General features: G+C 61.4%; 13 protein-coding genes and 1 pseudogene. 9 read left to right on the plus strand and 5 right to left on the minus strand.

What is annotated here, in order from left to right; all coding sequences use genetic code 11:
- Positions 1-180: 180 nt before the first annotated feature.
- From MUN80_RS22750 to MUN80_RS22790, 9 genes and pseudogenes are all read left to right on the plus strand, one after another.
- On the plus strand, positions 181-1290 hold the full coding sequence (locus MUN80_RS22750) for an acyltransferase family protein (RefSeq protein WP_244716659.1): 1110 nt from the start codon (positions 181-183) through the stop codon (positions 1288-1290).
- Between the two features lie 173 nt (positions 1291-1463).
- Positions 1464-1787, plus strand: coding sequence for a hypothetical protein (locus MUN80_RS22755; protein WP_244716661.1), 324 nt, complete (start codon positions 1464-1466; stop codon positions 1785-1787).
- A gap of 44 nt (positions 1788-1831) precedes the next feature.
- On the plus strand, positions 1832-2197 hold the full coding sequence (locus tag MUN80_RS22760; RefSeq protein ID WP_244716662.1) for a hypothetical protein: 366 nt from the start codon (positions 1832-1834) through the stop codon (positions 2195-2197).
- Positions 2198-2485: 288 nt separating this feature from the next.
- Positions 2486-3364 (plus strand): pirin family protein, encoded by an 879-nt coding sequence (locus MUN80_RS22765; protein WP_244716663.1) that lies wholly within the window; start codon positions 2486-2488, stop codon positions 3362-3364.
- A gap of 143 nt (positions 3365-3507) precedes the next feature.
- Entirely contained in the window at positions 3508-5241 is a 1734-nt protein-coding gene (locus MUN80_RS22770; protein WP_244716664.1) for a PQQ-dependent sugar dehydrogenase, read from the plus strand.
- A 54-nt stretch (positions 5242-5295) separates the two neighbouring features.
- Positions 5296-6117 carry an aldo/keto reductase gene (locus MUN80_RS22775; RefSeq protein WP_244716665.1) on the plus strand — a complete coding sequence of 274 codons (822 nt, stop codon included), beginning with the start codon at positions 5296-5298 and terminating at the stop codon, positions 6115-6117.
- 123 nt (positions 6118-6240) lie between these two features.
- Positions 6241-6755: pseudogene (locus tag MUN80_RS22780) on the plus strand (SDR family NAD(P)-dependent oxidoreductase).
- Complete coding sequence (locus MUN80_RS22785; RefSeq protein ID WP_244716666.1) at positions 6725-6904, plus strand: hypothetical protein; 180 nt, start codon at positions 6725-6727, stop codon at positions 6902-6904. The pseudogene MUN80_RS22780 and the gene MUN80_RS22785 overlap by 31 nt, the downstream one beginning before the upstream one ends.
- Before the next feature lie 270 nt (positions 6905-7174).
- Positions 7175-8377: a Gfo/Idh/MocA family protein gene (locus tag MUN80_RS22790; protein WP_244716667.1), complete on the plus strand. Its 1203-nt coding sequence runs from the start codon at positions 7175-7177 to the stop codon at positions 8375-8377.
- A gap of 299 nt (positions 8378-8676) precedes the next feature.
- Here MUN80_RS22790 and MUN80_RS22795 read toward each other — a convergent pair whose 3' ends face one another.
- The 5 genes from MUN80_RS22795 to MUN80_RS22815 all read right to left on the minus strand — a co-directional run bounded on the left by MUN80_RS22795 (position 8677) and on the right by MUN80_RS22815 (position 12595).
- Positions 8677-9798 (minus strand): glycoside hydrolase family 43 protein, encoded by a 1122-nt coding sequence (locus MUN80_RS22795; protein ID WP_244716668.1) that lies wholly within the window; start codon positions 9796-9798, stop codon positions 8677-8679.
- Between the two features lie 290 nt (positions 9799-10088).
- Positions 10089-10538 (minus strand): hypothetical protein, encoded by a 450-nt coding sequence (locus MUN80_RS22800; RefSeq protein ID WP_244716669.1) that lies wholly within the window; start codon positions 10536-10538, stop codon positions 10089-10091.
- Positions 10539-10632: 94 nt separating this feature from the next.
- On the minus strand, positions 10633-10914 hold the full coding sequence (locus MUN80_RS22805) for a hypothetical protein (protein WP_244716670.1): 282 nt from the start codon (positions 10912-10914) through the stop codon (positions 10633-10635).
- Between the two features lie 123 nt (positions 10915-11037).
- The gene (locus MUN80_RS22810) at positions 11038-11577 is read right to left on the minus strand and encodes a DUF4136 domain-containing protein (RefSeq protein ID WP_244716671.1); all 540 of its coding nucleotides are present in this window, start codon (positions 11575-11577) and stop codon (positions 11038-11040) included.
- A gap of 37 nt (positions 11578-11614) precedes the next feature.
- The gene (locus MUN80_RS22815) at positions 11615-12595 is read right to left on the minus strand and encodes an aldo/keto reductase (protein ID WP_244716672.1); all 981 of its coding nucleotides are present in this window, start codon (positions 12593-12595) and stop codon (positions 11615-11617) included.
- Positions 12596-12771: the final 176 nt, after the last annotated feature.

The following is a 12771-nucleotide window of genomic DNA, read 5'->3' on the forward strand; positions in this document are numbered from 1 at the left end:
GGGGCTAGCGGCGAAGTGATGCTCAAAGGTGAGCGGCGGCCGGCTCGGCTGAAACTAAAGGTTACTGAAGCGTCGGATCAGGGGGATGAAGTGTCGAATACCGGCCCGAACCGCCGGGCCGGCCCAACTTATCCGCTGGTTTCGCTACGTTGCCTTCCCCCTAGCCTCTTCTTTCCATCCATGCCCCAGCGTCAAGATTCTGAGTACTACCCGGCCCTTACCGGAATCCGGGCCCTGGCGGCTTATTTGGTGTATCTCCATCACGTCAACCCCTTCCGCCCCTGGAGTGGGCTGTGGCGGCTCGCCAACGAGGGTCACATCGGCGTTACCATTTTCTTCGTGCTGAGCGGCTTTCTGATTACGACCCGCAATTTCGGCCTACCTACTATCACCCGGGCCTGGGCCGGGCGCTATTTCCGTAACCGGCTGGCCCGCATCTACCCGCTGTATCTGCTCCTGACGGTTCTCACGTTTCTGGTGTTCCAGCTCGACCCTTCCTTCGACGTAACGGGGGCCTGGGCGGTGTACTCGGGGTGCGACAAGGCCGTAGCGGTGCTGGCCAACGTGACGCTGCTGCGCGGCTTTTTCGCCCAGCTGTTTAGCTCGGGCATCATGCAAGGCTGGACGCTAACGGTGGAAGAGTCGTTTTACATCCTGGCCCCGCTGCTACTGTTGGCCCTGGCGCGCAGCCGGGGCCCCTACCGCCTGCTCTTGCTCACGGCGGGCACCTTAGCCGCGCTGGGCGCTGCCTTGGTGTACCTCGCCCCGGCCGGCCCCTACGGCTTCCTCGACACGTATCGTTTTATGGCCTACCGCACGTTTTTTGGGCGGGCCTTCGAGTTTATGGCGGGCACCGCGCTGGCCATTTTTTGGCGGCAGCACGGAGCGGCCCGGCCGGGGGCGCGCTTTACCAGCGCCGGCCTGTTGTGGATCGGCGCCAGTATGCTGGGGTTGAGCTTTTTATCGTCGGAGCAGACCTTTAGCTGGAACCGGTGGTACGGTATTGCCCTCAACAACCTGGTGCTACCTCTGGGCATCGTGGGTTTATTCTATGGCTTACTGACCGAGCGTACCGGGCTGGCCCGCCTGCTGGCTACCCCGGCCGTCCAGTTGCTGGGCAAAGCCTCGTATGCCTTTTACCTGGTGCATCTGGGCATCTTTAACCTGGCCCTGGAGCGCTACGTCACTACCCATCAGGGCCTGCGCTTTGGATTGTTGCTCGGCCTCTCAGGGGCGCTTTATCAGTACGTGGAAGCGCCCCTGAACCGGTTGCTCCGACGGGGCGCCTGAGCTCTCATACCAGGTCTAGCTGTCCCACTACAGCGTCAGCCAGTAAATTCTAAGCCGTGTAGTGCTCGGCGGTAGCCCATACCCATTCAAACTCGGCGTCGTCGATGGCATACGGCGCAAACTCGGCGTGGATCTAGCGCGCCTTCGCCCAAGCCCCACGCCAGACCTTACCGGTGCCGGCTGCCCCTGGGCAAGGTCTGGTGGGCCACGCCGTGGCCGAGTCCTTGCCCGAAGTGGCCGACCAGGGTTTTGTTGAGTTGCTCGACCGGGTATACGCCACCGGGGAACCCTTTCGGGGCAAGAAATTGTTCGTTCGTCTTGACCCGCACGGTAACGGCGAGCTAACCGATGCGCACTTCAACTTCACCTACCAACTTTTCGAGGAAGGTGACCAGAAAGCCGGCATCACCGTATTTGCTTTCGACGTAACTGACCTGGTTCTGGCCCGCAATGGGCTGGAAGTCCCACGCGACAACGAGGAACCCGCCACTCGCTAATCGGCCGGCTGTACCCCGCCGAGTTCCCCGCTTCGCCCTCTTCTATGGATATTACCAACCTGGATTTCCAACAAGCCAGCATCAAGCAGGTGTTGTTCAAGTCGCGCCTGCGCTCCGTGCTCTACGGGGTGCGCGAGGCTGACGCCGACCTGTTTTCGCCCCTGCTCAACCCGCTGGCCCAGTGGCTACACACTGTGGTGCGGCCCAAGTACGGCACTTCAGCCGAGGTATTCGAGATTGAGCGGGTCTTGCAACGCATGCTCAGCGCCGGCCAGGACCTCGTGCGCCAGTACCAGCGCGGCCACATTGAGGAAGCCCGCACCGGCCTGGAGCAAATCAACCACTACTCCGACCAGATTACGGACCTGCTCAACAAGCTGGCCCACAGTCCGGCCCGGGTTGCCGCCTAAGTTCCCCCTCGCGGCCTGTCCTTGTGAGAAGGCGCGACATTCCGCGCATTAAGCCGCCTTCTACGCAGTACGCCCTGACCTTTTGCCAGAAAGCCCCTTGCTACACGCTGTAGGAAGGGGCTTTTCATATTAGAGTGCTCCGCACAGCTCGCAGGACGGATGGCTTCGGCTCTGCCTCGTAAGGACACGCGGGCATTAGCACGTCAGCACATTGAAAAACATTTCCTGTTCCCAATTTCTTCGTAAGACACGTATCCGCTTACCCCCTAGCTCCGCTCCGGCCTTCCTATGCAAACTACTTTTCGCAGAATCTTTCAGATCATTGACGGCAACAAGAAGCAGGTCGGCGACGGCTTCGACGTGACCAGCCCCATGCCCGGGCCGCGCATCCGCCAGCTCAGCCCCTACCTGCTCCTCGACCACACCGGGCCAATGCCCGTGGCACCTACCGAGCAGCCCCTGGGCACACCGCCCCACCCCCACCGCGGCTTCGAAACCGTGACAGTGGTCTACGAAGGCGCCCTGGCCCACCGCGACACAGCCGGGCACAGCGGCACGCTCGGGGCCGGCGACGTGCAGTGGATGACGGCCGGCGCGGGCCTGCTGCACGAGGAGCGCCACGAGCCCGAGTTTGCCCGCCAGGGCGGCACCCTGGAGCTGCTGCAATTGTGGGTAAATGTGCCCAAGCGCGACAAAATGGCCCCGCCCCGCTACCAGAACATCCGGGCCGCCGCCATTCCCAGCGTGCCGGTGGGCGAAGGCCAGGGCCAGATTCGGGTTATTGCCGGTAGCTACGCCGACGCCGTAGGGCCCGCCGAAACCTTTTCGCCCATCACCCTGCTCGACGTACACCTGGCAGCCGGGGCCGAAACCGAGCTGCGCCTGCCCGCCGACTTTAACGTGGGCATTTACGTGGTGCGCGGCAGCGTACGGCTGCACGATAACCGCCCAGCCAGCACCAAGCAGCTCGTCGTGTTTGGCTGGGACTCGCCTGCTCTGCGCCTCACCGCCACCGAAGATACGGTGCTGCTGGTGCTGGCCGGGGAGCCGATTGAGGAGCCGCTGGCCACTTACGGTCCCTTTGTGATGAACACCAACCAAGAGCTAATCCAAGCCATTGCCGACTTCGAAAGCGGCGGCATGGGCACTTTCCCCGAAGACGAATAACGGCGGCACGCGGCGCCGGCACCGGTCGGCACTAGCCGGGTTGTCGGGCCGGTAAGCCAAGGTCAAGCATAACATAAGCTGGCGGGAAGCAGTACCTAGGGCGCGGGTTTCACCCGAATCCTCACCCCTGAACTTCTACGCCGATGCGCTACCGTTTTTTGCTGCTCTGGAGCCTGGGTGCTCTGCTGCTTAGTTTACGGGTTGCGGCCCAAACGGTAGTCACGGGCCCATTGGGCGAGCGGTTTGCCCTGCGCGTGGTGTCCCGGCAGCTCAGCGACCCGTGGGAAGTAACCTACGGGCCCGATAATTTTCTGTGGGTGACCGAGGCCCGGGGCTACCGCGTCAGCCGTATTAATCCCGCTACCGGGGAAAAGCAACAGTTGCTGGATCTGAGCCGGGAACGGCAGTTCCCGCGCTACGACAAGGTACCCGATGCCGTAGACGGCGGCAAGCCCTGGCCCCAGGGTGGGTTGATGGGCCTGGCTTTGCACCCGCAGCTGCTCAGCGGCAAGCCCTACGTGTACCTGGCCTACCTCTACCGCTACGCCGGGGCCCAGCAGCCGGGCAAAGGCGGACTCCCGCACTACGGTGGCCACTTTTTCACGACCCGCCTGGTCCGCTACGAGTACGACGCCGCGGCCCAAACCCTAACCCGGCCCCAGGTTTTGTGCGACACGATTCCGGGCAGCAACGACCATAACGGGGGCCGGCTGCTCATTGCGCCCGTTGGGGGCGGCGACTACCTCTTTTACGCCGCCGGCGACCTGGGCGCGGGGCAATTCGAGAACGGGGGCCGGGCCAACCACGCCCAGCAAAATGACGCCTACGAAGGCAAAATACTGCGCTTCAACCTGGAGCCCGACACGGATGGCAAGGAGTACGAGCAGTGGATTCCAAACGACAACCCCTTCAACCGCAAAAAGCAGCAAAACGCCGTCTGGACGCTGGGCCACCGCAACCCCCAGGGCCTGGCCTACGCCGTGGTGGGTGGCACCGGCCGGCTGTATTCGTCGGAACACGGCCCATTTTCGGATGACGAAATCAACGTGCTCGACAAAGGCAAAAACTACGGGCACCCGCTGGTAATCGGGCCGGCCGACGGCAACTATAACGGCTTGGCGGCCGCCGCCTCCGACCACGCCGAGCTGCCTGGCCGCTGGCACACCACGTATCCTACCATCAGCAGTGAAAAGGCCAATGCGGCTTTGATTGGGCTCAGCTACCGGGGCCCCATTTTCTCGCTCTACCCCTTGAGCAACCAATTCCTAACTTTGGTACTCAGCCGCACCCGCGCCGGCACCGAGGCACCCGCCTGGAACTCGGAGGCGCCCAGCAGCCTGGCCGTGTATACCAGCTCGGCCATTCCCGGCTGGCAAAACTCCCTGTTGCTACCCGGCCTCAAAAAAGGCCGCCTCATTCGCCTCAAGCTCGCCGACAACGGGGCCAGCATCGTTTCGGACACGCTGATGTACTTCCGGGCTCCGGTGCGCTACCGCGACCTGGCCCTGGCCCCCAACGGCCGGCAGCTGTACCTGGCCACCGACAGCACGTCAGTCACCTCGGGCCCGTCGCAGGAGTCGCCCCAGGGTACGGCTTGCAAAGGCTGCCTGCTGGAGCTAACCTACCTCGATGGCGGCTCCAGCGGCAAATCAACCGGGGCTGCTGCGCCAGCTCCGACGCCAGCTCGGGCCCTACAGGAAGCCACCGCCCTGGTGCAGCAGCTTACCCCTCAGGACCGACGGGCAAAGCGCGCAAGCCTACCCGCCGAGCAACGGTCCATCTTCGATTTGCTGCTGAAGCCCAGGCGCACAAGTCAGGAGCAAACCCAGGCCCAGCGCTACGCTCCCGAGCTGCTCTCGGCGCTGCGCCAGCGGTAACCGCCGCACTTGCAGCAACCTGCATTTCGTCTTTTGTCCTTAAGCCCCTGCTGTATGCTGACCCGCCTTATTCCGTCCAGTCAGGAAGCCTTGCCCGTGATAGGGCTGGGCACCTGGCAAACCTTCGACGTGGCCGATGAAACTCCACCGCCCCGCCTGGTGCAGACCCTGAAAACGCTGCAGGCCGCCGGTGCTACGGTCATCGACTCGTCGCCGATGTACGGGCGGGCCGAGGAAGTAGTGGGTGCTATTACAACCCGGCTGCCCGACCCGAATGCCTTCTTCTACGCGACGAAAGTCTGGACCCAGGGCCAGGAAGCGGGGCGGCGGCAGATGCAGGATTCGCTGCGCAAGCTGGGCCGCCAGCAGGTTGACCTGATGCAGATTCACAACCTACTCGACTGGCAAACTCACTTGCCCCTGCTGCGTGCCTGGAAAGCCAGCGGCAAAGTGCGCTACCTGGGCATCACGCACTACACCGACTCCCGACACGAAGAGCTGGAACGGGTGCTGCGGCGCGAGTCATTCGACTTCGTGCAGTTCAACTACTCCATCCTCGACCGGCACGCCGAGCAGCGCCTGCTGCCCGCCGCCGCGGACCTGGGCGTGGCGACGCTGATTAACCGCCCCTTTACGGAAGGCAGTTTGCTGGCCCACGTGCGCAGCAAGGCCCTGCCGCCCTGGGCCACGGAGCTGGGCATCACCAGCTGGGCCAGTTATTTTCTGAAGTTTATAATTTCCCACCCGGCCGTCACCTGCGTCATTCCCGGCACGAGCAGCCCCGAGCACCTCACCGACAACCTGGCTGCCGCCACCGGCCCCCTGCCAGATACCGCCCTACGGGAGAAAATGGCGGCTTTTGTACGAAATCTGTAGCTAAAACCAACTGCCCAAGAAGGCGCTCAAACTCAACCCTCTCGACCAACAGGTTATCGTTATCACAGGGGCTTCCAGCGGCATTGGCCGAGTTACGGCCAGGTGCTGGCCGTGCCCACCGACGTGGGCAGCGAGGAAGATACGCAGCGCCTGGCCGAAGCGGCGCTGGTGGAGTTTGGCGGCTTCGATACCCGGGTGAATAATGCTGGCGTTTCGATATTTGGGCACTGCGACGAGGGGAGCATTCCGGACCTGAAGCGCATGTTCGACACCAACTTTTGGGGCAGATGTATGGCTCGCGCCGGGCTGTGGCGCACTACAAGCAGCGCGGCGTACCCGGCTCCCTCATCAACATCGGCAGCTTCTTCGGCGACCGGGCCACGCCGGTACAGTCGACGTACTGCGCTTCCAAGCACGCCCTGCACGGCTGGATCAACGCCCTGCGCATGGAGCTGGAAGTGGGAAAAGCCCCCGTTTCGGTGATGCTGATTCACCCCGGCCGCATCGGCATGCCCTCCAACGAGCACGCTGAGAACTACTTTCCCCAGCAGGCGGCATGGTATACCCGCCCGAAGCCATCCTGTTTACTGCCCACTCCAAGCGCGACATGTGCGTGGGTTTCCAGGCCAAGGCCCTGACTGTGGCCGGCCACCTCGCCCCACGGATTATAGACAAGGTGATGGAAAAGCTGATTTACCCCAGCCAGCTAGACCCCAAGCGTCCCTCGCGCAACCCCGAAACCTCGGACCTGCACGAGCGAAGCTCCGACGAGGGCTGGTTCCGCTAGGGCAGCCTCTACGTGAAGGCCGAGAAAAACCCGGTGCTGGCCGCCACAGCCATAGCCGGGCTTGGGGCCGCGGCCTGGCTGCTGAGCCAGTTGGGGCAGCGCAAGGCGGCCCGGACCGAAGAATATAACTCTGGTGCCCGACAGCTTGAGCAACCCGAATAACATGGTGCTGGCGGCGCTAACCAGTAGGCCGAGGCGGAGCAGAGTCAGGGTTTTCGTAACCTGCCGCAGCTTCCCGGGGTACGTATCTGGGAACTAAGCTACTGCGCTATGAAACCCCTTGATTCTGTATCGTCCTCTTCCCGCCGCGAGTTTGTCCGCACCTTGTCCCTGGGCCTGGGCGCTACGCTGGTGGGCTCCTCGGCCCTGGGCGGGCCCCTGAGCTGGCTGGAGGAAATAAGCTACGGCCCGGCCAGCCTGGAAGCCCTGCAAACCGGGCGGCAGCTGGGCGTGGCCCTGGTGGGCCTGGGCAAATACAGTACTGGCCAGCTGGCCCCGGCCTTGCAGCAAACCAAGCTCTGCAAACTGGCCGGCATCGTGACGGGCACGCCAGCCAAGGCTGCGCAGTGGAAAAAGCAGTACAGCCTTCCGGATAAGAACGTTTACGACTACAAGACCTTCGACCGAATCGTCGACAACCCTGACATCGATATTGTGTATGTGGTGCTACCCGTGGCTTTGCACGCCGAGTACGTGGAGCGGGCCGCCAAGGCTGGCAAGCACGTTATCTGCGAAAAGCCGATGGCACCCACGGCCGAAGACTGCCGCCGGATGATTTCGGCCATGCAGAAAGCGGGCAAAAAATTCAGCATCGGCTACCGCCTGCACTTCGAACCCCACCACCAGGAAATGATGCGCCTGGGCCAGAAACAGGTGCTGGGGCCCATCAAAGGCCTGGTAGCCGACAACGGCTTCCGCTTCAACAATGACACGCCCTGGCGCGTGGACAAGGAGCTTTCGGGCGGCGGACCGCTGATGGATATGGGTATTTACTGCCTGCAGGGCGTGATATATACCAAGGGCGAAATTCCGGTGTCCGTCACGGCCAAGCTGGCGCCGAACCCCGACCCCAAAGGCCTGTTCAAGGAAGTAGAGGCGGGCGTGAATTGGCAAATGCAGTTTGCCGACGGCTCGGTGGCCGACTGCCGCACTTCGTACGCCGAAAACATGAACAGCCGCCTGCGGGCCGAAACGGCCAAGGGCTTTCTGGAGCTGCAGCCCGCCTTCGGCTATGGGGGCATCGAGGGCCGCACCAGCCAGGGCCCGATGAATATCCAGAATGTGCCCCAGCAAGCTCGCCAAATGGACGACTTCGCCGACTGCATCCTCAACAACAAACCCACCCGGGTGCCCGGCGAAATGGGCCTGCGCGACATCCAGCTACTGCAAGCCATTTACCGCGCCGCCGAAACCGGCCAAAAAGTTTCCACCAAAGACGTGCAGCAGGTTCTGGATAAAACCAACAGCCGGTAGCGCAAGCTGACCTAGCACAGTACTGCACTCATTTCTGTATGTCCTTGCGAGGACGGAGGGCATTCCACACATCAAGCGGCAGGCATCCGCCCTCTGAAATGGGCCGAGTGCTCTAACGTGAAAAGCCCCTTACTACCACGTGGAGTAAGGGGCTTTCTGCTAAAAGAGCATGACTACCTGCGCCCAGGCCGGATGGCTTCGTTCCTCGCAAGGACACGGGGGAGTATAACTTATTACCACAGGAAAAAGCTGCCTGAATCAACGTCCAGGCGGCTTTTTCCGGGGTAGTAGAGCAATGATTACGGGTTAAGCAAGGCTATGCTGCCGTCGGTGCCGCGCTTGAGTTCGGTGACTTTCACGTTGCGCAGCCAGGTTTTGTCCGAGAGCTGGGTGTCGTGGTAGAAAATGTACCACTTACCCTTTACTTCCACGATGGAGTGGTGGGTGGTCCAGCCTTGCACGGGATTCATGAAGGTACCCTGGTAGGTGAAGGGGCCATAGGGCGAAGTGCCCGTGGCGTAGGCCAGGAAGTGCGTGTCGCCGGTGGAATACGTGAGGTAGTACTTGTCCTGGTACTTGTGCATCCAGGCGCCTTCGAAAAAGCGGCGGTTGTTGTCGCCCGAAAGCAGCACCTTGCCTTCCTTGTCCAGAATTTTGACTTCGCGCACGGGCTCGGCAAACTGCTTCATATCGGCGCCGAGGCGGGCTACGCGCGGGCCCACGGAAGGCTCACTGGCGGCTGGCTCCTGCTCTTTGGGCTTGCTGCCGTCGTATTTGCCGGTGCGCCAGCGCTGCAGCTGACCGCCCCAGATGCCGCCCATGTACATGTAGGTTTGCCCATCGGTGTCGGTGAATACGGCTGGGTCGATGCTCAGGCTGTTTTCCATGGGCTTGGGCTCGGCCTTAAACGGGCCCGTGGGCGACTTGCTGGTGGCCACCCCGATGCGGAAGATATCCTGCTTGTCCTTCACGGGGAAGTACAAATAATACGTACCGTCTTTGAAGGCGGCATCCGGGGCCCAGAGCTGACGGCCGGCCCAGGGAATGTCTTTGATATCGAGGGCTACGCCGTGGTCGGTGACTTTACCGCCAATGCTGTCCATGGACAGAATGTGGTAGTCGCGCATGGCGAAATGGTCACCGTTGTCATTCTCCGGCATGCCGGTTTCAATGTCGTGCGACGGGTAGATGTAGATCCGGCCGTTGAAAACGTGGGCCGAGGGGTCAGCCGTATAGATGTCTTTTACTAAGGGCTGGGCCAGGTACTTTTTGCCTGCGGAATCGGGCTGGGCGGCAGCCGTGGGGGCTGCTTCGGTGCTGGCGGCGTCGGTTTTGGCTGTTTCGCTCTGGCAGGCACCCAGCAAGGTGCAGGAAGCTAGCAGGACTAGGGAAGCCAGGTTTTTCGGGGGGTGGGCAGGCATACGCTGAGCGGGGGTTGTTGGCGGTTAAGGAGTGGGCTGCTTACCGGGTCACAGGGCCTTTCCGGACTCTGGAACGTGGCGGCAACGGGCTGACCCATTTCTCAAATATAGAGTGCCACCGGACCAGCTAAAGCAGGTCAAAAGCCATTTTGAGCTAAATAATCTACCGTAATCGTTTGTGATAGTAAACCAGCGAACAAGCTGGAGTAAGGCCTGGGGCAGATCATAAAAAAAGCCCTGGCGCATGCGCCAGGGCTTTTTTTATAAGATTATCTGGTTGCCAGACCAGCTTATGGAACCGGCACTCCGGCAAACGAACCCGTAATTGGGCCGATAGTGGGGAAGGTAGCCGAGAAAGAACCGGAAGCTTGTTTCTTTTGGGCGTCATAGGAGGTCGTGCCCGTTGCGTCGGTACCTACCGTTGAACCCAGCACAGCTCTCAGCTCGTTGGTCGAATTGGCCGGAGCAGTACTGCTTGGCGTCCGGCTGAATTCGAGCCGGATACTCTGCCCGTTGCTGAGCTTGCCGCTTAGCGTCAGGGAAGTAGCGGCCGACTTGTAGTTGGCACTAACAACCTGCGCTGATTTGAGCAGATACGGAGCGGCTCCATTCTCCGAAACGTTCACGGTTATAGAAGATTCGGTGTCCGTCGTAGTAGTGGTGGGCGTTACGGTTTCGTCCTCGCAGCTGCTCAGCAGGGCGGCCGCCAGTAAAAAGGTAGCAAAGAATCTTGTAGTCATAGAAGCCAGCAAAAAGTGTCTGCAATGATACAAAAGTCCCGTTAGCTCAGTTCACTTCCGCCGTGCACAACAGAACCTACTTGTGGCAAGGGCCCTAGTCGGCGTTACCGGTAGCACCGTCGTCGGTGAAGTCGGTGGCGTTGTTAGGGTTGTGCTCGGTGTAGCTGGCTACCTCGTTGGTCAGAGCCACATCGACGTTGGCCTGGCCCTTACCGGAGTTGCTGATTTTGCCGCCCGGCGTGCTACCAGAGCCAGCCGCCCGGCCTTTGAACGGCCAGCTGCCCTGGGAGTAGCTCAGGTAAGCCGCTGCACCCGCCACGGCGGCAATGGACGTCCCGATCAGAACGGCGTTGTTGGATTTCTTTTTCTTGGTCATCGTCAGAGGTAGTTTAAAGGGCAGTAGAAATGTTAGCGTGCAGGGCGGCCACGGGCTAGCAGCCGCCAGCAGTAGTACGGAGCTCCGGGGCCTTTGGTGACTCGGCCCTACCATTTTCCCGGTTTACTGGGGCTGCACGGGGTATTCGGCAAACATGGCCGTAATTCCTTCATTGATGCGCTGCGCCAGTTTTTCGGCATCCTTGCCAATGGCGCTGGCGGCCACTCCCTGCCAGATTCGCTCGTTGCGGGCCGCATCCACGACGTCGACCGTCGCCGTGCCTTCGGTGTACTCCCGGACGGGTATCTGCTCACTTTCCCAGTGGTAGCGGCGCTGCCCGATGTAGCGGGGCGCATCCCGAACGGTAGTTTCCCGGGTTTGCATCTTCTGCTCACTCATCACCCCGATGTTTACCCACAGGTCGGGGGAATCGGCGCGCTGGTAGCCACGGCGCTCCATTTCGCGCGCTACAGCCTGCTTGAGGTGGTCGATGCTCAGGCCGCTACCACCGCTGAAGGCCGCTTCATTGCGGGCCGTCACATCCATAAAATTGTAGGTTTTGTAGGCCGTAAAGTCTACGCCCGACTTCTGGCTGGTCGACTCGACCCGCACCGGGGAACACGCCACTACACTGAGCAGCAAAAGAATAAGAAGCGTTTTCATAGCTAGAAAGTGAAGAAGGGACCGGGCGAAAGTGCATTTACGAGAAGCCCAGCACCGGGTGGGGCTGATACGGCTCTTCCAGGCGCTGAATTTCCTCGGCCGTGAGCTTTACATCTACAGCCGCCACGGCATCTTCCAGGTGCCCGGGCTTGCTGGCCCCCACGATGGGAGCCGTAATGACGGGCTTGGCCAGCATCCAGGCCAGGGCCACCTGAGCGTTGGGCAAGCCCCGCTCCTGCGCTATTTCCGTTACCCGGTCGGCCACCGTGAAGTCGTCGTCACGGCCGTAGAGGCTTTTGCCGAAGGCATCGGTACGGGCCCGCTCGGTTTCGTTGCGCTCCTTGCTGCGCCCGCCCGTGAGCAGCCCCCGCGCCAGCGGCGACCAGGGAATCACGCCGATGTTCTGGTCCTGGCACAAGGGCAGCATTTCGCGCTCTTCCTCCCGGTACACCAGGTTGTAATGCGGCTGCATGCTGATAAAGCGGGTCCAGTTGTGCTTGTCGGCCAGGTAGAGCGCCTGGGCAAACTGCCAGGCAAACATCGACGAAGCCCCGATGTAGCGGGCCTTGCCGGCCTTTACCACGTCGTGCAGCGCTTCCAGGGTTTCTTCGATGGGCGTGTCGTAGTCCCAGCGGTGAATCTGGTACAGATCCACGTAATCGGTGCCCAGGCGCTGCAGGCTGGCATCAATGGCGCTCATGATATGCTTGCGCGAAAGGCCTTTCTGGTTGGGCCCCGGGCCCATTGGGTTGTACACTTTGGTAGCCAGCACCACCTCGTCGCGCCGGGCAAAGTCGCGCAGGGCCCGGCCCACGACTTCCTCGCTGGCCCCGTTGGAATACACGTCGGCCGTGTCGAAAAAATTGATACCCAACTCCAAAGCTTTCTGGATAAAGGGCCGGCTTTGCTCCTCGTCCAGGGCCCAGGGCCACCGGTCGGTAGGGCGCCCGTAGGTCATGGTGCCGAGGCAGATTCTGGAAACCGTAAGGCCTGAGGCCCCTAAGCGCACGTAGTCCATAGGTAGTGTAGAGGTAGAATGGTTGCAGGAGTGGCGTTATAGCGCTAACGCCTCGGGGTATACGCCTTTGGCGACCCTAAAGCCAACTCCCTACCCTGCTAGCTGAACGCTAAACCTGCCTCTCAGCCAAACTTTTAACCTAGTTAGCTGAACGGCTGACTCAGCCTTGAACAGGG

The organism is Hymenobacter cellulosivorans (assembly GCF_022919135.1).
Taxonomy (GTDB): Bacteria; Bacteroidota; Bacteroidia; order Cytophagales; family Hymenobacteraceae; genus Hymenobacter; species Hymenobacter cellulosivorans.